We start from the raw sequence: 21,639 nt of genomic DNA on the forward strand, positions 1-21,639 counted from the left end.
GAGAATTTCTTGTCGGCACCGGCTAGATTAAAAACAGTAGCGCCAATCCAATCCCGCTAGCTGTTGCCAGCATGCCAGAAATGCACTGTCTCGCTAACAATGCGTGGCCGAAGAAAAAAATGAGGCCAAGTTTGAAACCGATGTTGGAGAGCAATCCGAGTGAAATGGACATGACGGTTTGTGTGGTATCCAGTTTGCCAAGTTCGTGCAAACGTAAGCTGGATAGGGTGATAGCATCGACATCGGTTAAGCCGGAGAATAGTGCGACTGCGTATAACCCACCACTGCCGGCGATGTCGGAAAGCCATGCGGAACAGAATAGAACAATGCCATAGATCAATCCAAAGGTTGCTGCTGTACGGATTTCTGTGGGATTCTTGATTTCCGGCATGGGGACATTTTGCTGCCGGTTTAGCCGGTGCCACCAATAAGCCGTGACACCCGCTCCCAGTAGAAAGCCGCTGCCAAGAACCGGTAATAACTGTGGCAATAGCGCGGGAGAAGCGATTGCACTGATAATTGCTAAACGGATCAGTACGGTCAGGTTGGCAATCAGGATAACGACCACGGCCAATTGAGTGAAGTTCTGATTTTCAACGCTGCGACGCGCGTATACCAGCGTTGTGGCGGTACTGGATACCAGCCCGCCGAATAAGCCCAGGATGGCTCCATGCCGCTGACCGATCAATTGCAGTGCGATATAGCCCGCCAGACTGACGCCGGAGATCAATACCACCATGAGCCAGATCTGATACGGATTGGTTGCTTCATAGGGTCCATAATTCTTATCCGGTAGGATCGGCAGAATGATAAACGTCAGTACGGCAAACTGCAGCACAGAAATTAAATCGCGTCGACTCAGCTTCTGGGTTATACCGTGCAGCTCTGTTTTGAAGTACAGCAATATTGTGGTGATAATTGCCAGCATGACGGCCAAGTTATTGTATCCGTACCACACTGCGGCGCCCAAACCATAGCAGATCAGGATTGCAGCGACCGTGGTGGTGCCAGGATCTGCATTTTCGTCTTTGGTTCGGAAATAGGCCGCGATGGTCATAAAACCCACAATCAGCAAGCCGCCCAGCAGCAGCCAGGGCGTGGCTTTCTCTGACAGCATTGCGGCCAACGTGCCGAATAATGCAACCAGCGCGAAGGTTCTCAATCCTGCTCGAGAGCCCGGGCTGCGCTCACGTTCCAATCCAATCAGCAAGCCAATCGCCAGGCTGGTCAAAAAATGTGGCAAAGCGACCAATTCGCCATTGAGCGTGAATTCAGTGTGCATTGTCAATTGCCGGTGAATCTGCATGAAACCAATGTTCGAGCAAAAATTGCAAAGATGTTTTGCCGTTGTATTCATTGATCTGTAATCGATAAACAGCGTTGATCACATCGGGCAGTGGATCATTGTAAAAAAATAGAATGCCATCGTATGTATCGTTCGATTTTCGTAGCGTTTGTGCCAATTGATCACCGTCTGCTGAATCCAGTTTCCTCAATTTCAGCTTCAAGTGTTTTCCGCCGACAATACGTTGGCTTTCAACATAAAACTGCGCATTGAATGAAGGCTGCGGGAAACCTTGTCCCCACACTTGACGTTCGAGATATTCCGCTAATTCCAAGTTGATTTCAGCCAGATCCAGATCACCATCGGTTTCAATGACTTGCGTCAAGTCGGCAGGCGTCAGCAAGATTTGCGCTACTTGCTCAAAAGCATCGCGGAATTTCTCAAAATCTCCGTTATTGATGGTCAATCCCGCTGCGGCGGCGTGACCACCGAATTTTCGAATCAGTCCGGGATGCCGTTTGGCCACCAGATCCAGCGCATCGCGCAAATGAAAGCCGTTGATTGATCGGCCAGAACCCTTGATTTCATCGTCATTGCCTGGCGCGAATATGATCACCGGTCGGTGATACTTGTCTTTGATGCGCGACGCGAGTATGCCGATGACGCCTTGGTGCCAATCATGATCGAACAGGCAGATGCTAAAAGCAGTTTGAATTTCCTCGCGACGGATTTTGAGCACATCTTCCAGCTTGATCAGAGCGCTTTCCTGCATGGTGGATTCGATTTCGCGGCGTTGTCGGTTCAATTCATCCAGCTGTTTGGCAATTTCTAATGCATAGACTTCGTCATCGGAAATCAGGCATTCAATGCCGAGTGACATATCGTCTAAGCGCCCGGCTGCGTTGAGTCGTGGTCCTAGCATGAAGCCCAGTTCATAGGTGGAGATTTGTTGGCAATCGCGCCGTGATACTTGCAATAGCGCGTTGATACCCGCACAAGCGCGTCCTTTACGAATACGATGCAAGCCTTGCTGTACCAGAATGCGGTTATTGTTATCCAGTTTGACAACATCAGCGACGGTGCCTAATGCGACCAGATCAAGGAAATGAGCCAAATTCGGCTCCTGATTGGTTGTGAAAGCGCCGCGTTGGCGTAATTCCGCGCGTAGCGCCAGCATCAAATAGAAAATGACACCCACACCAGCAATACTCTTACTCGGAAAAGGACAACCCGGCTGATTGGGATTGATAATCGCCATAGCTGCAGGTAATTCATCGCCGGGCAAATGATGATCGGTAATTATCACTTGTATGCCTAGGCTGTTGGCTGCAGATACACCTTCAACGCTGGCGATTCCGTTGTCGACGGTAATCAGCAAATCGGGTTGTTTGGTTTCGTGCGCCAAGAGTACGATTTCCGGAGTCAGGCCATACCCGAATTGGAACCGGTTAGGTACCAGATAGTCAATGGTGGCGCCAAATTTACGTAAAATACGGATGCCGACTGCGCATGCCGTAGCGCCATCGGAATCATAATCAGCTACAATCAACAGCCGTTTTTTTGTAGCAATGGCATCGGCAAGCAGGGTCGCGGTTACAGTAATATTCTTGAGATGTCCGAATGGAATCAGGCTTGTGAGCTCGGATTCAAGTTGACTCGAGTTCTCAATGCCACGTGCTGCGAAAATACGCGCCAGCACCGGAGGCAATCCGCTACCATTAAGTGTCTGGAAAGACCGCAAATCATATGAACGAGTGGTGATTTTAGCCATGTGCCGGAAAAATAATAAGTGCGTGAAAGTTTTATGGAGGCACTTATTCTGCGGGTGTTTCTACTTCTGCTGCAAGTTTTTCCACTTTAAGTACATGTAATCGACGGCTATCAACCCGCTGCACAGTGAATCTGAATTGACCGATTATGGCTGCTTCGCTGCGATTCGGCAAACGGCCAAATTTGTTGAGTACCAAGCCGCCTATGGTATCGAAATCTTCGTTGCTGAAGTTTGCACCGAGTACTTCATTGAAGTTGTCAATTTCGGTGATTGCCTTGACACGGTAGAGTCCGTCCGATTCCATGACGATATTATCTTCCTCATCATCAAAGTCGTATTCATCTTCAATTTCTCCCACAATCTGTTCGAGTACATCCTCGATCGTCACTAATCCAGCTATGCCTCCATACTCATTTACGATGATGGCCATATGGTTGCGGTTGCTGCGAAATTCCTTCAACAATATATTGAGCCGCTTGGATTCCGGTATGAATACGGCAGGACGCAACATATCGCGAATATTGAATTCTTCCGGATCGGCGTAATAGCGCAGTAAATCTTTAGCCAGCAGAATGCCGATAATTTCATCCTCGCTTCCTTCTATAACCGGAAAACGTGAATGCGCCGCTTCAATTACAAACGGAATGAATAGCTCAGGTTTCTTGCTGATATCGACAACGTCCATTTGCGAACGCGGTACCATGATATCGCGTGCCTGCATTTCTGAAACCTGCATGACACCTTCAATCATGCTGAGTGCATCAGAATCGAGTAAGTTGCGCTCAAAGGCAGAGTGCAACAGGGTGATTAGCTGTTCGCGATCTTCCGGTTTGCGGATTAGCATCGCGCCTAGCCGCTCTAACCAGCCGTTTTTAGGTGGAGGGTCGTCCATGATATATTTAAAATCCAGTGGATGTGAGAAAAAAATGGAGCAGCAATTTTCTTTGCCAGTTTCCTGAGAAAAAAAGCATTGCACGACTATTGCACGGAATTTGCATCGTCATACTCTAGATAAGGGTTTTCAAAACCAAGTTTGGTCAGTATTTGTGTTTCCAATTGTTCCATCGTTGCCGCATCAGCATCTTCAACATGATCATAGCCTTGTAAATGCAACATGCCATGAATGGTAAGATGAGCGTAATGTGCTGTTAGGTATTTGTGCTGTTGTAGTGCCTCTTCGCTAATTACTGGTGCACATAATATGATGTCGCCTGTCAAAGGTTGCATGTCGTCATAAACAAAGGTTAGCACGTTAGTGGCGTAATTTTTATTACGAAATTGCTGGTTAAGTTCCCGTCCTTCCATTTCATCAACAAGTCGTACGACAATTTCGGCCTCTTGCATTAGTGCTGCTTTGGCCCAACGACGAAACTGCGATCGTGTGGGTACCGCGGTGCACTCTGTTGCGTATTGCACCATCAGACTGAATGATTTTACTTTCGGAGTTGGACGATCAAGATTCCCGAGCTTGTTTGTCGTGCTTTTCATAGGCGGTGACAATGCGTTGAACCAGGGGGTGTCTTACTACATCCTCAGACAGAAAACGAGTGAAGGCAACGCCACGTATGTCTTTCAGAATCTGCTCAGCTTCTACCAGGCCGCTTTTCTGATGCTTGGGTAGGTCAATTTGTGTAACATCGCCGGTAATAACCGCTTTTGAGCCGAGTCCCATGCGTGTCAGAAACATTTTCATTTGCTCTGGCGTGGTGTTTTGTGCCTCATCCAGAATAATGAATGACTGATTCAATGTGCGTCCACGCATAAAAGCCAGCGGTGCGATCTCGATGGTATTGCGCTCAAACTGCTTGGCTGTCTTTTCAAAGCCCATTAAATCATATAATGCATCATAAAGGGGACGTAAGTATGGATCGACTTTTTGAGTCATATCACCCGGTAAAAACCCCAACCGTTCACCGGCTTCAACGGCAGGTCGAACCAGAATCAAGCGGGATACTAAGTCACGCTCAAGCGCATCGACTGCACTGGCAACGGCAAGATAGGTTTTTCCGGTGCCAGCGGGACCTATAGCGAATGTGATGTCATGTTCCTGTATTTGCTGCAAATACTGAACTTGGCGTGGTGTGCGGCCATATAAGTTGCTGCGGCGTGTCAATAGTCCGGGGGATGCTGGTTGTGCGTCGTCGATGCGATCGATGGCGACATCTTTATTTTTTGCTTTATGTTGTAGATTCATTGCTTCGATCAAACCCAGCTGAATCTGTTCTAAGCTTAAGTGGTGCTGAGATTGACTATAAAAATCACGCAATACTTGCGCTGCAAGTTTTGTTTGGCCGGAGTTGCCGGATAAACTGAAAAGTTCGCCACGCCGAGAAATGGTGACATCCAACGCGGTCTCGACTTGTTTCAGGTTTTCATCCAGAGCGCCGCACAAATTAGCAAGGCGCTGGTTATCTGTGGGTGTAAAAGAGATTTCCAGAGGAGTTGGTTTCAATGTCAGACAGTGCTATTTCGATATGGTGATTTTCGCAGCGCACGGGATACTTTGCAAGTAAAATTCAAGTTATGGACATGTTTCTTATTCATACACAATCTCCCCGCGCAACGAATGAGCACGGGCTTCGGTGATACGTACGTTAACAAAATGACCAATCAGCTCTGAGTTTCCGGCTAAATTGACGACACGGTTGTTATCCGTGCGTCCGCTCAATTCATCAAGGTTCTTTTTAGATATGCCTTCCAGCAATACTCGTTGAATTGAGCCGATCATCTGCTGACTGATTTTCCGGGATTGCAGGCTCAATTGTGCTTGTAAACGGTGTAGTCGCTCCATTTTTTCTTCCTGTGACATGTCGTCAGGTAAGTCCGCTGCTGGTGTTCCGGGGCGCGGGCTATATACGAAACTGTAGGAATCGTCATAATTTATGTCTTCAACCAACTTCAGCGTTGCCTGGAAATCAGCTTCGGTTTCTCCGGGGAAGCCGACGATGAAATCTGATGATAAAGATATGTCCGGGCGAATAGTGCGCAGCTTCCGGATAATTGATTTGTATTCCAGCACGCTATAACCCCGCTTCATTGCGGCCAGCACTCGGTCAGAACCAGATTGCACCGGCAAGTGCAAGTGATTGACTAGTTTCGGTAGCTGGTTGTATGCCTGAATCAGGCGTGTAGTAAATTCTTTAGGATGAGAAGTGGTGTAGCGGATGCGCTCAATTCCTGGAATTTCATGGATATATTCGAGCAATAAAGCAAAATCAGCAATATCGCCATCGCTCATCATACCTAGGTAGGCATTGACATTCTGCCCCAATAAAGTGATTTCCTTAATATTTTGGTCGGCAAGTATGGCGATTTCTGTCAATACGTCATGCAGCGGACGGGAGACTTCCTCACCACGAGTATATGGAACTACGCAGAAACTGCAGTATTTACTACAACCTTCCATGATTGAGACAAACGCTGTGACACCTTCAGTACGGGCAGGTGGTAGATGATCGAATTTTTCGATCTCAGGAAACGAAATATCGACCTGCGAGCGTCCGGTTGCCTTGCGTGCTTCGATGAGTTGTGGCAATCGGTGTAAAGTTTGTGGGCCAAATACCACATCGACAAATGGTGCGCGACTGACAATTGCCTTGCCTTCCTGACTGGCAACGCAGCCGCCTACACCGATTAGTAAATTAGGGTTACGTTCTTTCAAGTGCCGTACTCGTCCCAGATCATGGAATACTTTTTCTTGTGCTTTTTCGCGCACAGAACAGGTGTTGAATAAGATCATATCGGCTTCGGCCGGATCATTGGTAGGTTCCATACCATAAGCCGCGTGCAGCACATCTGCCATTTTTTCCGAGTCATACTCGTTCATTTGGCATCCAAAAGTTTTGATATAAAGTTTGTTATTCACGGATTAGTTCTTTGAATATAAAAAGATTAATGTGCTATCGAAGTATTTGCTGTCCTTGATGTTCCGCTTCCTCGACTTCATCTGGGGTCAGAATCCAAACACGATGCAAATTTCCCATGATATCCAATTGATAGCGAATATAGCCATTATAGTTTGCGGCATTGGGTAAAATAATTAAATTATCAACCCCACGAATTTGTCCGCCTGACCCCATTTTCAGTTGCTGGTTATTAATGACGAACACCGGAAAAGAAACAGTCGTCAAGTTCCCTAGTTTGCTATCCAAAGGAAATGTTCTTGTTTGTTGACTAAATGATGGTTGTGTCAAAGCTAACAACACAATCAGAAGTAATATGGAGATCTTTCGAGATTTGTTCATAAGCTAACAGGGCTGCAGTGAAATAATCAAATGCGCCAAGGGGTCGAAAGTTGATTAATACCTAAAATTATTAGCAACTCATGATACGCTAATTGTTGGCAAAACAACATAATCTATTATTAAGGATTGTCGAGTGCACTATAGTAAATCCGGATGAACTGAATATGTTGCGACAAGTAAATCTGGAAATGAGAGATGGATTCTTGAGTAAGCTGATATCCATGTATGTGGTTTCTGCATCTATTTATTTGGTTTAATTGGACTTTAATGCACTTAAATTGCGAATGGTGAGACCTCAAAGAGAGTGGAGTGTGCTGTTGGATTAAGTACTGAAAATAGGGATGCTGAAACACTTCTGAGGTTTGCCGACAGTTGTATGAATGCGGTTAATAAACAGATTAAGACGTAGCTAAGTGAATTGTTGACACTTCTGCATGAGATTTATTAGAGCTGAGTACACGCAAATAATTGTTGCTCAGTCTGAGATTCAAATAATCGCTGGATTTTTTTCGTATGATTGTTCAACGGGCTTCAGTCCAGGAAGGAAGATACATGAGGGATGTGGTAATTTTAAGTGGAGTACGCACAGCCATTGGTGAATACGGTGGCGCATTGCAACAGATAGCACCGTCTGATCTGGCAGCAAAAGTAGTGCGAGAGGCCATATTGCGCGCAGGAATTGATCCTAATGATGTTGGGCATCTGATTTTTGGTAATGTGATTCATGGAGAGTCACGTGATATGTATCTGGCGCGCATAGCCTGCATCAATGGCGGTCTGCCGCAGCATACTTCAGCGATGGCTGTGAATCGTTTGTGTGGCAGCGGTTTGCAAGCCATTATTTCGGCTAGTCAAAATATTTTGCTCAATGATACTGATGTGGCTGTCGCGGGTGGTGCGGAGTCTATGAGTCGAGGTGGTTATTTATTACCGGCATTGCGCTGGGGGCAGCGCATGAATAATGGAAGTGCCGTGGACATGATGGTTGGCGCGCTTACCGATCCATTTGATCAAGTGCATATGGGAGTCACGGCTGAAAATATTGCAGAAAAATGGCGGATTAGCAGAGAAGAGCAGGATGCATTTGCAGTGGAAAGTCACCGTCGTGCCTTGCATGCAATTAATAATGGCTTTTTCAAAGAGCAAATATTGCCTGTTGAACTAATTGCTGGTAAAAAAACCATTATTTTTGATACCGATGAACATCCACGAAAAGACACGAGTTTGGAAAGCTTGGCTAAACTTCGAACTGTTTTTAAAAAGGAAGGAACGGTAACTGCGGGCAATGCTTCCGGTATAAACGATAGTGCTGCAGCGGTGGTGTTGATGGAGAGCGGTGCAGCACATAAATGCGGCTTGAAGCCCATGGCACGTTTGGTTTCCTATGGTCATTCAGGTGTTGATCCTAAATTTATGGGCATCGGACCGGTACCCGCTGTACAGACAGCTTTGGGGCGTGCCAATTTAAAACTAGCTGATATGGATGTAATTGAATCCAATGAGGCATTTGCCGTGCAAGCCTGCGCTGTCGCAAAAGAATTACAGTTTGATCCAGAAAAAACTAATCCGAATGGAGGTGCAGTGGCATTGGGTCATCCGATAGGCGCGACGGGTTGTATACTAGCTATCAAAGCGCTGTATGAGTTACAGCGCACCGGGGGACGTTATGCATTGGTGACTATGTGTATTGGCGGTGGCCAAGGGATTGCGGCAATCTTCGAAATACTTAAATAGGTTAAGTTTGGTTTTGGTTGGTAAAAGAGGTGCAGTAGCGATAAAAGTTAAATGCCAGTTCTCGTTGACTGATAGGGACAATTAAGCTATAGTTGCGCCTTTTTTAAGTGTAGGGATGTTGTCTGTTCTAAGGGCAGGTGGAAAATGTCTTGGATAAAGAATAGACCACTTAGAATTGTTCTGCGCATACAACTGTTAATCACATTTGCGTTGGTAATTGTCTTTTGGTTTATTCTCGACATGCACAGTGCAATTTCAGCAATGCTGGGCGGAGCAACAAGTGTAATTTCCTCAGCAGCTTTTGCGTTCATGATATCCCGCCATAAAGGTTATACGGCAGGAGAAACAATTAGGACGGCGTTAAGAGCTGAAGCGGTAAAAATAATATTGACAGTGGGTCTGCTATGGATGGTGTTTAAATTATATGCAAATGTTAATGCATTTGTATTTATAGGAACATTTGTCCTGATGGTTCTAGTTTATAGCATGGCGCTATTGTTAAAAGACGATACTAAAGATAAGATAAATTCATAAGTAAAAGCAGGCAGCAGATGGCATCAAATACAGAACTTACACCCACATCATACATTGAGCATCACCTCACCTATTTAACAGTACAAATCAAAGAAGGTTCATTTTGGGTTCTTCATGTTGATACCTTGGTGACATCCATTATTTTGGGTGTTATAAGCATAGGTTTTATATGGCTAGTAGTGCGAAAGGCAACCTCTGGCGTACCGTCCAAGACTCAAGCTTTTGTCGAGCTCGCTGTTGAGTTCATTGATAATGAGGTCAAGAATTCATTTCACGGTAATCGGCATGTGTTTGTTGCGCCTGCAGCATTGACAATTTTTGTGTGGGTCTTGATGATGAATGCCATGGATATTTTGCCAATAGATATTATGGCTTGGATTCTAGAGCATGCGTTTGGCTTACACAATTGGAAGATAGTGCCCACAACAGATGTCAATACAACTTTTGCATTGGCTTTATCAATCTGGTTGCTCATGATTTTCTTTAATGTGAAAGTCAAGGGGCTTGGTGGTTGGATGTATGAGCTTTTCTGCACGCCATTTGGGAAAAATCCTTTGCTATGGTTGTTGAATCTGTTGTTCAATTTTATTGAATACGTTTCAAAACCGCTATCTCATTCTCTGCGTCTTTTTGGTAACATATATGCTGGCGAGATTATTTTTCTACTGCTGGGCATGTGGGCAGCTACAGGCGTATCCGGTACAATCTTTGGCGCAATATTGGGAGCGGGTTGGGCGATATTCCATATCTTGATTGTTACATTGCAGGCATTTATCTTCATGATGTTGACGGTTGTATATTTATCGATGGCACATGAGTCGCATTAAATAAGATCTAGATTTTTTTGTTGTATATTTTTAATCTTACAGAAGGAAATTAAAATGGAGAATTTGCAGTATTTGGCAATGATTCAGGCATATACTGGGATAGGTATTGGTTTGATGATCGGTCTTGGTGCCGCTGGTGCGTGTATTGGCGTGGGGGTAATGTGTAGCCGTTTTCTTGAGGGAGCCGCACGTCAGCCAGAGATGATTCCAACTTTGCAGGGAAAGGTATTCCTGTTGTTGGGCTTAACGGACGCATCATTTATTATTGCTGTTGGTTTGGCGATGTTGTTTGCATTTGGTAATCCATTGTTGGCAGTAATTCAGTAATAATGCTTTTGCTGTTTAGATCAGATAATACAGGCTTGTCATGAATATTAACTTTACTTTAATTTCTCAGGCGATAGCCTTTTCAGTCTTCATTTGGTTTACTATTAGGTACGTGTGGCCGCCATTGTTGAGAGCAATAGAAGAGCGGCAAAAAAACATTGCTGATGGTTTGGCCGCTGGTGAGCGCGGTCGTCACGAATTAGAATTGGCAAGTCACCGTTCGTCTGATGTGCTGAAGGATGCGAAGCAGCGTGCTTCAGAAATAATTGCGCAAGCTGAAAAGCGCGCTACAGAAGTCATTGAAGAGGCGAAACACACAGCAAAAGAAGAGGGAGACCGAATCGTTGCTGGCGCAAAAGCTGATATTGAGCATGAAATTTTTAGTGCAAAAGAGGTGCTGAGGCAGCAGGTTGCTGAATTGGCGGTCGCGGGAGCAGCCAAAATATTGCGTCGAGAAATAGATGCTGCAGCGCATGCGGATCTGCTTGTGGCAATAAGGGAAGATTTAAAATAATGGCTGAAGCAATTACTGTTGCAAGACCGTATGCGGAAGCGGCGTATAAGCTTGCTGTTGAAAGTAAGGAGTTGTCTCAATGGTCAAAAATATTACAGCTTGCGGCAGCAATAGCGCAAGATGATCAAGTGAAGCTTCTGATCGGGAATCCGCTGATATCAATTAAACAGTTAGGTGAGTTGATTCAAGAGGTTGGTGGAAATAAATTCACGGCTGAAGCGCGAAATCTTATTATGCTGATGGCTGAAAATAAACGGGTGTTAGTGTTGCCTCAGGTAAGTCAATTATTTGAGCAATTGAAAGCACAGCATGAAGGAGTTTTGGAAGCTAAAATCATCAGTGCATTCAAAATGCAAAGCGATCAAATTAATAAATTAGTTAATAAATTAGAGCAAAAATTTAATCGAAAAATAGAAGCTCAAGTGAGTGTTGATCCTGAACTGATAGGTGGCGTCAAAGTGGAAATTGGTGATGAAACTTTAGATGCATCAGTTCGCGGGAAACTAGAAGCTATGGCTGTTGCCCTTAAAAGCTAGGAGTTAAAATAAATGCAGTTAAATCCATCCGAAATCAGTGAACTGATTAAAAAAAGGATTGAGGGACTTGCGGATACGGCAGAGGTTCGTACGCAAGGAACTATTGTCTCTGTAACAGACGGTATTGTTCGCATACATGGATTGTCAGATGTAATGCAAGGGGAAATGTTAGAGTTTCCAGGCAATACTTTTGGCTTGGCATTGAATCTTGAGAGAGATTCAGTAGGTGCGGTTATTATGGGTGCCTATGAACATATCTGTGAAGGTGATATAGTCAAATGTACCGGGCGTATTCTCGAGGTACCAGTTGGAGAAGGCTTGTTAGGGCGTGTTGTAAATGCACTGGGCCAACCAATAGACGGAAAAGGGCCTATTACAGCTGTAAGATCGGAGCCGATTGAGAAAATTGCGCCAGGTGTTATCTGGCGTCAGTCTGTAGATCAACCAGTGCAAACTGGATTGAAAGCTGTGGATTCTATGGTACCGGTTGGTCGCGGTCAGCGCGAATTGATCATTGGCGATCGTCAAACAGGAAAGACCGCTGTGGCAATTGATGCGATACTTAATCAGAAAGGCCAAAACATGTTTTGTATTTATGTGGCGGTCGGTCAAAAAGCATCATCAATTGCAAACGTAGTGCGTAAACTCGAAGAACATGGCGCAATGGAATATACCATTGTGGTGGCGGCTACAGCCTCAGAGTCAGCTGCGATGCAGTTTATTGCGCCATATTCAGGTTGCACTATGGGCGAATATTTCCGAGACAAAGGGCAGGATGCATTAATTGTTTATGACGACTTAACTAAGCAAGCATGGGCTTATCGGCAAATTTCTTTGCTCTTGAGGCGCCCCCCAGGTCGTGAGGCATATCCGGGAGACGTTTTTTATCTTCATTCGCGTTTACTGGAAAGAGCGGCGAGAGTGAGTGCAGCTTATGTTGAAAAGGCGACAAATGGAGAGGTAAAAGGTAAAACGGGCTCTTTAACTGCCCTCCCGATCATTGAGACGCAAGCTGGTGACGTAACTGCTTTCGTTCCTACCAATGTGATTTCTATTACTGATGGACAAATTTTTCTTGAGTCTGATTTGTTTAATGCGGGTATACGCCCGGCTATAAACGCTGGTGTTTCCGTTTCCCGTGTGGGTGGTGCAGCACAAACCAAGGTGATTAAAAAGCTAGGCGGCGGCATTCGTTTGGCTTTAGCGCAATACCGTGAGTTAGCTGCTTTTGCTCAATTTGCATCTGATTTAGATGAGGCAACACGAAAACAGCTAGAGCGTGGGAAAATGGCCACTGAGCTTATGAAGCAACCTCAGTATGCAACCCTCAGTGTTTCAGAAATGGCTCTTACTTTGTTTGCCATTAATAATGGTTATTTCGATGATGTGGAAGTTGGTCGTGCTTTAGCATTCGAATCTGCTCTGAAGAGCTACATTCGCAACCAACATGGAAAAATTCTAGACAATATAGAGAAAAACAAAGAGCTTGATGCTGGAACTGAAAAGGAATTGACAGCAGCAATTATGGAATTTAAGCAAAGCGGAACTTATTAAACATATGGCCGGCAGCAGAGAAATACGCAATAAAATAAAGAGTGTTAAAAACACGCAAAAAATAACGCGTGCAATGGAAATGGTAGCGGCATCAAAAATGCGTAAAGCTCAAGAACGTATGAAAAAAGCGCGACCTTACGGAGAAAAAATTCGAAATGTTGCTGCGCATATGAGCCGAGCAAATACCGAGTATAGACACCCATTCTTGATCGAAAGGGATACGGTCAAAAAAATCGGAATTATTGTCGTTACTTCAGACAAAGGATTGTGCGGTGGATTGAACACGAATGTGTTACGCAAAACTTTAAACCAGATGAAAATATGGAGTAACGAGGGAGAGCAGATAGAGGCTTGTTGTATCGGTAACAAAGGTTTGGGTTTTATGAGCCGGATTGGTGCGAATATTACCTCGCAAGTTGTAGGGCTTGGCGATACACCGGATATGGCAAGACTCATTGGCGCAGTTAAAGTTGTACTGGACGGTTATACACAGGATCAGTTTGACCGAGTGTTTATCTTTTATAATCGTTTTATCAATACCATGAAGCAACAGCCAGTTATGGAACAACTACTCCCTTTAACTGATGAGATTATGCAAAGCGATAATCAAAACGATGCACCGGAAAAAATATCTTGGGATTATATTTATGAACCAGAGGCGAAGCCGGTCATCGATGATATTATGGTTCGATATATTGAGGCTTTAATATATCAAGCTGTGGCTGAAAATATGGCGTCAGAGCAATCGGCAAGGATGGTTGCGATGAAAGCTGCATCTGACAACGCCGGTAATGTTATTGATGAATTGACACTGATTTATAACAAATCTAGGCAAGCGGCAATTACGAAGGAATTGTCAGAAATTGTCGGCGGCGCGGCAGCTGTTTAAAAAATTTTTGTATTTGTTTAGGGAACAACAATGAGTCAAGGAAAAATTGTTCAGTGTATTGGTGCAGTGATTGATGTGGAGTTTCCGCGCGAATCTCTACCAAAAGTATATGATGCATTAATAATGGAAGGTTCTGAGCTTACGCTCGAAGTGCAACAGCAGTTAGGTGATGGTGTGGTTCGCACAATTGCACTGGGTTCCTCAGATGGATTGCGTCGTGGAATGATGGTGCAAAATAGCGGAAAACAGATTCATGTGCCTGTTGGAATCAAAACGTTAGGACGTATCATGGATGTTTTGGGTCGCCCGATAGATGAAATGGGAGATATCGGTGCTGAGCAGCAGATGTCGATACATCGAGAGGCTCCTGCTTTTGATGAGCTTTCGGCATCTACAGAGCTGTTGGAAACTGGCATCAAAGTGATAGACTTGATTTGCCCGTTTGCTAAAGGTGGAAAAGTCGGATTATTTGGTGGTGCAGGTGTAGGAAAAACGGTCAATATGATGGAATTGATCCGTAATATTGCGATTGAGCATAGTGGATATTCGGTATTTGCAGGTGTGGGAGAGCGCACCCGCGAGGGGAATGACTTTTATCATGAAATGAAAGATTCTAAGGTGCTGGATAAGGTTGCTCTTGTTTATGGGCAGATGAATGAGCCGCCTGGAAATCGTTTGCGTGTAGCATTAACCGGCCTTACAATGGCAGAATCTTTCCGTGATGAAGGTCGTGACGTATTATTTTTTGTAGATAATATATATCGCTATACCTTGGCTGGAACAGAAGTTTCTGCTTTGCTTGGACGTATGCCGTCAGCGGTAGGATATCAGCCAACCCTCGCTGAAGAAATGGGACGGTTGCAAGAGCGTATAACATCAACAAAAACTGGCTCTATCACATCAATACAGGCTGTATATGTACCAGCTGATGATTTAACCGATCCGTCACCTGCTACTACCTTTGGTCATTTGGACGCTACGGTAGTACTGTCACGCGATATAGCTTCATTAGGAATTTATCCAGCTGTAGATCCTCTTGATTCAACTTCACGTCAACTTGATCCGCAAGTTGTGGGAGAAGAGCATTACAATACAGCTCGCGCAGTGCAGCAAACTTTGCAGCGCTATAAGGAATTAAGAGATATTATTGCTATTTTAGGTATGGATGAGTTATCTCCTGAAGATAAGCTGGCTGTTAGTAGAGCTCGTAAGATTCAGAGATTTTTATCTCAACCTTTTAATGTGGCAGAAGTATTTACGGGCTCACCAGGGAAATATGTATCCCTGAAAGATACTATCAAAGGATTTAAAGGCATTGTTGGTGGTGAATACGATGATTTGCCAGAACAAGCATTTTATATGGTTGGTAATATCGAAGAAGCTGTCGAAAAAGCTAAAACCCTTCAATAAACTTAGAGAAAATAGTGATGGGCACCATTTTTCATCTTGATATAGTAAGTGCTGAAGAATCAATTTATTCTGGACCGGTAGAGTTTATGGTCGCGCCAGCACAAATGGGTGAGGTAGGTATTTATCCGCGACACACGCCAATGCTGACAAAAATAAAATCAGGAATGGTGCGTATTAAAGCTCAACTAAAAGAAGAGGAATTAATATACGTATCTGGCGGGATGCTGGAAGTCCAGCCAGATATTGTTACCATCCTAGCGGATACTGCTGTGCGTAGCGACGATTTAGATGAAGCTAAAGCACTCGAGGCGAAAAGAGCTGCTGAAGAAGCTATGAAAAACAAAGAATCCGAGTTGGATTATGTCAGAGCGCAGGCTGAATTGATTGAAGCTATGTCTCAGCTAGCAGCGATTGATAAACTAAGAAAACGTGGGCATTAATCTCTACGGACTAAATTATCGTTTTTCGGTTGATGTTTACTTAAGATTAATGGAATTAAGCGATTATTAGTATTTTCTTGGTTGCAACTATATGCCTAGGATAAGTAAAAAAGACGACTTAAGTCGTCTTTTTTTGTGCCTACTATTAAATTACAGTTAGGTTTAGCAATTAACTAAGTGTCAGATATAAAAATTATTATGTTCACACTTCCGAGTACTGGTTCAAGAGGTTACAATGAAGTTATAGTCAATGTGTTTAAATCCGAATATTTCTTCAGAAACCAATTTGAATTATGTTGCAACTTAATATCGTAATACTCGCAGCAGGTGCTGGCAAACGTATGCACTCTTCGCTTCCAAAAGTACTGCATACTTTGGCAGATCGCCCATTACTAGCGCACGTAATTAATACAGCTCGAATGCTATCTCCTAGCAAAATTTTTGTAATCATTGGGCATGATGGAGAGAAGATAAAGCAATCGATCATTGGGGATGATCTAAGGTGGATTATACAGAAGCAACAGCTTGGGACCGGGCACGCGGTAATGCAAGCTCTACCTCAACTTGATCATGCGGGTTTGACACTTATCCTCTACGGGGATGTACCATTAGTTAGTAGCTATACATTGCGACAGCTAGTAAACGCAGCGAATGGGGATAACTGTGTAATGCTATCAGCAATACTCGAAAATCCTTTTGGGTACGGCAGAGTGGTGCGTGATTTAGAAAGCAGTGAAATTACTGCGATTGTAGAACAAAAAGATGCCAGCGTCGAACAACAAGGTATACATGAAATTAATACAGGCATTATGCTCATACCGAATGCGTATCTTCATAAATGGCTGCCCAACATCGAAAATAATAACACGCAACTTGAATATTACTTGACAGATATTATTGCTTTGGCTGTTAAAAGTGGTGTTTCTGTAATTTCGTCACAGGCTGAGAATTTCTGGGAAGTTAAGGGAGTTAATAACAAATGCCAACTGGCAGAACTCGAAAGGCTTTTTCAGCAACATTGTGCGAATAAGTTACTGGATGCAGGTGTTAGTTTAATTGATCCAGCAAGAATTGACATACGAGGTGAACTTCTTTGCGGAAGCGATGTTGAAATTGATATTAATTGTATATTTGAAGGTACTGTTAAACTTGGTAATTTCGTGCGGATAGGGGCTAATTGCATACTAAAAAATGTAACAGTAGCGTCGGGAAGTATTATTAATCCTTTTAGCATGGTGGAAGATGCTGAGATTGGCGAGAATTGTAAAATTGGCCCTTATGCACGTATTCGTCCTGGTACCCGATTAGCGAGCAAAGTGCAGATTGGTAATTTCGTTGAGGTTAAGAATAGTCAGATCGGTACAGGGAGTAAAGCGAACCATTTAAGCTATATTGGCGATTCCGGAATTGGGAAAAATGTCAATATAGGCGCAGGAACAATTACTTGTAATTACGATGGCGTTAACAAGCATCATACTATTATTGAGGATGATGTGTTTATAGGATCTGATACGCAACTTATTGCGCCGGTTAAGATATCAAAAGGCACCACAATTGGCGCTGGATCAACGATTACCAAAGAAACACCAGAAAATCAGCTTACTTTATCCAGATCGAAGCAAATTAGCGTGGTTGGATGGAGGCGTCCAAAAAAACAAACAATCAAATAAAATAGTATTATATTCTTTTCAGCCTGAGCAGCGGGAAAATGCGATATGTCTGGAATAGTTGGTGCCATAGCTAGGAGAAATGTTGTGCCAGTATTATTGGATGGACTACTACACTTAGAATATCGAGGGTATGATTCCGCCGGTTTGGTGGTGACAAGTGACGACTTGTAAAGATTGCGCACAATAGGACGGGTAGCTGAGCTGCAAAAGCTTGCTAATGATGCGAATATACATGGTTTGGCTGGTAGCACATACTCGCTGGGCGACGCATGGAGCCCCTTCTGAGCATAATGCGCATCCTCATTTTTCTGGGACACCAGAATCTCCCGCCCGAATCGTCATCGCCCATAATGGCATAATAGAAAATTATGAAGCAATGCGCAAACGTTTGCACGTAGAAGGATTCGAATTTATTTCTGATACTGACTCTGAAGTAATTGCGCACTTAATTGCTTTTAATCTCAAGCATAACGCTGATTTGGTCACAGCGGTCTGTGTATCAATTGTTGAACTGCAGGGTGCTTATGCGATAGCGGTCATGGAGGAGGCTCGACCAGAAAGAATTGTTTTGGTGCGTAATGGAGCGCCATTGTTATCGGGTTTAGGTGAAAATGGTGATTATTCGGCTTCTGATGCATCCGCTTTTTTAAAAGCAACTAGAAGTATGATTTATCTGGAAGAAGGAGATGGGGTTGAACTTACCAGCAGTTATCGTATTGTCAATTGCCTTAGCACGAGCTTAGTGAATGAAATTAGGCGACCTGTTCACGAAAGTAATTTATCAAGTGAAGCTATCGAGAAAGGACCCTATGCGTATTCATGCAGAAAGAAATATTGGAACAGCCCATTGCAGTAGCTAATACATTGGAAATGGTATTAAATGCTCAATCGGTTTCTCCTATTTTGTTTGGTGATGAGGCTGAGAAAGTATTTTTCATAATCAATAATTTTCTAATCGTAGCCTGTGGAGCAAGTCATCATGCAGGTCTGGTTGCGAGATACTGGTTGGAAAACGTTGCCGAAACTAAATGCAGCGTTGAAATTGCCAGCGAATACCGTTACCGTAATCCAATGGCAGATCAGGCTACCTTAGTAATCGGCATTTCTCAGCCAGGTGAAACTGCAGATACTCTGGCGGCGCATAAGATATGCTAAGAAGCTAGGTTATCACCACAGTCTTGCTATTTGTAATGTGCAGGTAAGTGCATTGATACGGCGATCTGAATTGTGCTTTCTTACATGTGTGGGTCCAGAGATCGGAGTGACTTCGACGAAGGCATTTACCACACGGTTGGCTTCACTATTGCTATTGGCAGTGACATTAGCAAAGATGCGTCATAAATTATCTGTTCAAGGTGAGCGGGAGATGATTATAGCGCTTCGTCATTTGCCGATGGCCCTGCAACATGCATTGCAAGTTGAGCCGCAGGTAAAGATCTGGGAATAAAGCTTTGCGCAAAAACGCCACGCACTATTTCTTGGGCACGGCATTCATTATCCTTTCGCGATGGAAGGAGCGCTAAAGCTTAAAGAAATTTCGCATTTTCATGTTGAAGCATATGCAGCAGAAGAATTGAAACATGGGCCACTGACTCTGGTAGATAATGTAATGCCTGTCGTAACAGTAGCGCCAAATGATCAGTTGAGAGGTAAGCATAAATCAAATTTGCAAGAAGTTCATGCCCGGGGTGGAGAGCTCTTTGTATTTGCGGATGCAGACTCTCAAATAACGCAGGGCAAGAATCTGCACGTGATTCGTCTATCTGAACATGCAGGCTTATTGAGTCTTATCTTGCATACTCTACCATTACAGTTGCTGGCTTATCATGTGGCCTTAGTGAAAGGTACGGATGTAGACAAACCGCGGAATCTGGCAAAGGCTGTGATTGTCGAATAACATTGGCTAAGATAGGTGGAAGTAGATTGAACGTAGCAAAACATTTGTATGCAATTGAATATCTCATGCGTATCTTTATACTAGCAGGGCTAGGTACTATACCCATAGGATGCTGGGTGATAATATAAATTTACTTTAGTTAAGGATATTGATAAATGGCTGGTCATAGCAAATGGGCAAATATAAAGCACAAAAAAGCAGCTCAGGATGCCAAGCGCGGTAAAGTGTTTACCCGGCTTATCAAGGAAATTACGGTGGCTGCTCGGTTGGGAGGCGGAGATCCTGATAGTAATCCACGCTTGCGTTTGGCGATGGATAAAGCATACGATCAGAATATGCCAAAAGATAACGTTGAGCGTGCGATTAAACGAGGCTGCGGTGCACTGGATGGCGTTGATTATGAAGAAATTCGTTATGAAGGATATGGAATAGCAGGTGTTGCGGTTATGGTTGATTGCATGACGGATAATCGTGTTCGAACCGTGGCTGATGTGCGTCATGCATTTACTAAATATGGTGGAAATTTGGGTACGGATGGCTCCGTTAGTTTTCTATTCAAACACTGTGGTCAATTAATTTTCGCTCCAGGAACAAATGAGGATAAGATCATGGAGGCAGCATTGGAGAGCGGAGCCGAAGACGTGATCAATAATGATGATGGTAGTATCGAAGTAATTACTGCACCCCATGAATTCTTGAGTGTGAAAAATGCCTTGGAGAAGATGGGTTTTAAGGCAGAATTGGCAGAAGTGACGATGAAGTCCGGTAATGAAACAGTGCTTGCGGGTGACGATGCTGTAAAAATGCAAAAATTATTAGATGCGCTGGAAAATTTGGACGATGTGCAAAATGTATATACTACAGTCGTGTTTGAAGAGTAACAAATTAAACCATCGGGAGGTGGGAAAATTCGTATTCTTGGCATAGATCCTGGATTATGTATTACTGGTTTTGGCGTGATAGATAAAAGTGGAGGCAATTTAACCTACGTCAGTAGTGGTAGTGTTAAAACTTCAGGAGGCGAGTTGCCTTTCCGTCTTAAGTTGATTCTAGATAACTTAACCGAAATCATTACTCTATATCGCCCCCAACACGTATCCGTAGAGCAGGTTTTTGTCAATATCAATCCTAAATCAACATTATTGTTGGGTCAGGCGCGTGGCGCGGCTATTTGTGCTGCGGTAATGAATAATCTGATAGTAGCTGAATATACTGCTCTGCAAATTAAGCAAGCGGTCGTTGGCAACGGTCATGCAAAAAAAGATCAAGTACAAGAAATGGTGGTGCGATTACTTAACTTGAATGGAAGTCCAGGTGCCGATGCAGCTGATGCTTTGGCTTGCGCCATTTGCCATGCAAATGGCGGGCTTGGTTTGGGAAGGATTGCAACGACTGGTTACCGAATGAAACGTGGGCGGTTAGTATGATTGGACGTTTAACCGGCATATTATTGGAAAAACACCCACCTCAGGTGTTACTTGAGGTGCAAGGGGTTGGCTATGAAGTTGATGTGCCAATGAGTACTTTTTATGATCTGCCGGCAGTTGGGACTCAAGTTACTTTGTATACTCACCTTGTAATACGTGAAGATATGCACTTACTGTTTGGTTTTGCAACAGAGCCGGAACGCCAAACATTTCGAATGTTAATAAAAATTTCTGGCATAGGTGCAAGAACGGCTTTGGCACTTTTATCGGGACTAAGCGTAACTGATTTGTATCGTACAGTGAATGCCCAAGATAGTGCTCGATTAATAACAGTGCCTGGGATTGGGAAAAAAACGGCTGAGCGTTTATTACTTGAATTGCGGGATAAGCTGGACTCAGCAGTGCTCAATTCAGACCAAGCTCCATCATCAACTTGTGAAGGTGATATCCTCAATGCGTTGCTCTCATTGGGTTATAGCAATCGTGAAGCCAGTTGGGCGACTAAGCAGATCTCTTCTAATTCGATGGTGAGCGACGGTATACGCCAGGCATTGCAATTGTTATCTAAAGAAACATAACA

21 protein-coding genes and 1 pseudogene are annotated in these 21,639 nt (G+C 43.9%); 15 read left to right on the forward strand and 7 right to left on the reverse strand.

All coding sequences use genetic code 11. The features are described 5' to 3' along the window. Positions 1 to 22: 22 nt before the first annotated feature. The 7 genes from C7H79_RS01235 to C7H79_RS01265 all read right to left on the reverse strand — a co-directional run bounded on the left by C7H79_RS01235 (position 23) and on the right by C7H79_RS01265 (position 7,300). On the reverse strand, positions 23 to 1,282 hold the full coding sequence (locus C7H79_RS01235) for an MgtC/SapB family protein (RefSeq protein WP_106705481.1): 1,260 nt from the start codon (positions 1,280 to 1,282) through the stop codon (positions 23 to 25). Next, positions 1,272 to 3,056, reverse strand: coding sequence for a single-stranded-DNA-specific exonuclease RecJ (gene recJ / locus C7H79_RS01240; protein WP_106705482.1), 1,785 nt, complete (start codon positions 3,054 to 3,056; stop codon positions 1,272 to 1,274). The genes C7H79_RS01235 and recJ overlap by 11 nt, the downstream gene beginning before the upstream one ends. Positions 3,057 to 3,099: 43 nt before the next feature. Continuing rightward, positions 3,100 to 3,948 carry a CorC family transporter gene (locus C7H79_RS01245; RefSeq protein ID WP_106705576.1) on the reverse strand — a complete coding sequence of 283 codons (849 nt, stop codon included), beginning with the start codon at positions 3,946 to 3,948 and terminating at the stop codon, positions 3,100 to 3,102. Positions 3,949 to 4,034: 86 nt separating this feature from the next. Beyond that, on the reverse strand, positions 4,035 to 4,544 hold the full coding sequence (ybeY, locus tag C7H79_RS01250) for an rRNA maturation RNase YbeY (protein WP_106705483.1): 510 nt from the start codon (positions 4,542 to 4,544) through the stop codon (positions 4,035 to 4,037). Next, complete coding sequence (locus C7H79_RS01255; RefSeq protein ID WP_106705484.1) at positions 4,510 to 5,508, reverse strand: PhoH family protein; 999 nt, start codon at positions 5,506 to 5,508, stop codon at positions 4,510 to 4,512. Before C7H79_RS01255 ends, ybeY begins: the two co-directional genes overlap by 35 nt. 84 nt (positions 5,509 to 5,592) lie before the next feature. After that, positions 5,593 to 6,921 (reverse strand): tRNA (N6-isopentenyl adenosine(37)-C2)-methylthiotransferase MiaB, encoded by a 1,329-nt coding sequence (miaB, locus tag C7H79_RS01260; protein WP_106705485.1) that lies wholly within the window; start codon positions 6,919 to 6,921, stop codon positions 5,593 to 5,595. A 34-nt stretch (positions 6,922 to 6,955) separates the two neighbouring features. Continuing rightward, the gene (locus tag C7H79_RS01265) at positions 6,956 to 7,300 is read right to left on the reverse strand and encodes a hypothetical protein (RefSeq protein ID WP_242447076.1); all 345 of its coding nucleotides are present in this window, start codon (positions 7,298 to 7,300) and stop codon (positions 6,956 to 6,958) included. A 552-nt stretch (positions 7,301 to 7,852) separates the two neighbouring features. Between C7H79_RS01265 and C7H79_RS01270 the strand changes: the two genes are divergently transcribed. The 15 genes and pseudogenes from C7H79_RS01270 to ruvA all read left to right on the forward strand — a co-directional run bounded on the left by C7H79_RS01270 (position 7,853) and on the right by ruvA (position 21,637). Beyond that, positions 7,853 to 9,034 carry an acetyl-CoA C-acyltransferase family protein gene (locus C7H79_RS01270; RefSeq protein ID WP_106705486.1) on the forward strand — a complete coding sequence of 394 codons (1,182 nt, stop codon included), beginning with the start codon at positions 7,853 to 7,855 and terminating at the stop codon, positions 9,032 to 9,034. Positions 9,035 to 9,178: 144 nt separating this feature from the next. After that, complete coding sequence (locus C7H79_RS01275; protein ID WP_106705487.1) at positions 9,179 to 9,568, forward strand: ATP synthase subunit I; 390 nt, start codon at positions 9,179 to 9,181, stop codon at positions 9,566 to 9,568. A gap of 17 nt (positions 9,569 to 9,585) precedes the next feature. Next, positions 9,586 to 10,395, forward strand: coding sequence for a F0F1 ATP synthase subunit A (gene atpB, locus C7H79_RS01280; RefSeq protein ID WP_106705488.1), 810 nt, complete (start codon positions 9,586 to 9,588; stop codon positions 10,393 to 10,395). Between the two features lie 54 nt (positions 10,396 to 10,449). Continuing rightward, entirely contained in the window at positions 10,450 to 10,722 is a 273-nt protein-coding gene (gene atpE / locus C7H79_RS01285; protein ID WP_013646518.1) for a F0F1 ATP synthase subunit C, read from the forward strand. A gap of 40 nt (positions 10,723 to 10,762) precedes the next feature. Then, positions 10,763 to 11,236 (forward strand): F0F1 ATP synthase subunit B, encoded by a 474-nt coding sequence (locus C7H79_RS01290; RefSeq protein ID WP_106705489.1) that lies wholly within the window; start codon positions 10,763 to 10,765, stop codon positions 11,234 to 11,236. Further along, complete coding sequence (locus tag C7H79_RS01295; RefSeq protein WP_106705490.1) at positions 11,236 to 11,772, forward strand: F0F1 ATP synthase subunit delta; 537 nt, start codon at positions 11,236 to 11,238, stop codon at positions 11,770 to 11,772. The genes C7H79_RS01290 and C7H79_RS01295 overlap by 1 nt, the downstream gene beginning before the upstream one ends. 12 nt (positions 11,773 to 11,784) lie before the next feature. Beyond that, positions 11,785 to 13,326 carry a F0F1 ATP synthase subunit alpha gene (atpA, locus tag C7H79_RS01300; RefSeq protein ID WP_106705491.1) on the forward strand — a complete coding sequence of 514 codons (1,542 nt, stop codon included), beginning with the start codon at positions 11,785 to 11,787 and terminating at the stop codon, positions 13,324 to 13,326. A 4-nt stretch (positions 13,327 to 13,330) separates the two neighbouring features. After that, entirely contained in the window at positions 13,331 to 14,215 is an 885-nt protein-coding gene (gene atpG, locus C7H79_RS01305; protein WP_106705492.1) for a F0F1 ATP synthase subunit gamma, read from the forward strand. Between the two features lie 30 nt (positions 14,216 to 14,245). Next, positions 14,246 to 15,625 (forward strand): F0F1 ATP synthase subunit beta, encoded by a 1,380-nt coding sequence (gene atpD / locus C7H79_RS01310; RefSeq protein WP_106705493.1) that lies wholly within the window; start codon positions 14,246 to 14,248, stop codon positions 15,623 to 15,625. 17 nt (positions 15,626 to 15,642) lie between these two features. After that, positions 15,643 to 16,065 carry a F0F1 ATP synthase subunit epsilon gene (locus C7H79_RS01315; protein WP_106705494.1) on the forward strand — a complete coding sequence of 141 codons (423 nt, stop codon included), beginning with the start codon at positions 15,643 to 15,645 and terminating at the stop codon, positions 16,063 to 16,065. A 293-nt stretch (positions 16,066 to 16,358) separates the two neighbouring features. After that, positions 16,359 to 17,735 (forward strand): bifunctional UDP-N-acetylglucosamine diphosphorylase/glucosamine-1-phosphate N-acetyltransferase GlmU, encoded by a 1,377-nt coding sequence (gene glmU / locus C7H79_RS01320; protein ID WP_106705495.1) that lies wholly within the window; start codon positions 16,359 to 16,361, stop codon positions 17,733 to 17,735. 45 nt (positions 17,736 to 17,780) lie between these two features. After that, positions 17,781 to 19,632: pseudogene (gene glmS / locus C7H79_RS01325) on the forward strand (glutamine--fructose-6-phosphate transaminase (isomerizing)). A 155-nt stretch (positions 19,633 to 19,787) separates the two neighbouring features. After that, positions 19,788 to 20,513 carry a YebC/PmpR family DNA-binding transcriptional regulator gene (locus tag C7H79_RS01330; protein WP_106705496.1) on the forward strand — a complete coding sequence of 242 codons (726 nt, stop codon included), beginning with the start codon at positions 19,788 to 19,790 and terminating at the stop codon, positions 20,511 to 20,513. Between the two features lie 27 nt (positions 20,514 to 20,540). Continuing rightward, on the forward strand, positions 20,541 to 21,059 hold the full coding sequence (ruvC, locus tag C7H79_RS01335; RefSeq protein WP_106705497.1) for a crossover junction endodeoxyribonuclease RuvC: 519 nt from the start codon (positions 20,541 to 20,543) through the stop codon (positions 21,057 to 21,059). Then, the gene (gene ruvA, locus C7H79_RS01340; RefSeq protein ID WP_106705498.1) at positions 21,056 to 21,637 is read left to right on the forward strand and encodes a Holliday junction branch migration protein RuvA; all 582 of its coding nucleotides are present in this window, start codon (positions 21,056 to 21,058) and stop codon (positions 21,635 to 21,637) included. The genes ruvC and ruvA overlap by 4 nt, the downstream gene beginning before the upstream one ends. The last annotated feature ends 2 nt before the right edge of the window (positions 21,638 to 21,639 follow it).

This window comes from Nitrosomonas supralitoralis, from assembly GCF_003011925.2.
Taxonomy (GTDB): domain Bacteria; phylum Pseudomonadota; class Gammaproteobacteria; order Burkholderiales; family Nitrosomonadaceae; genus Nitrosomonas; species Nitrosomonas supralitoralis.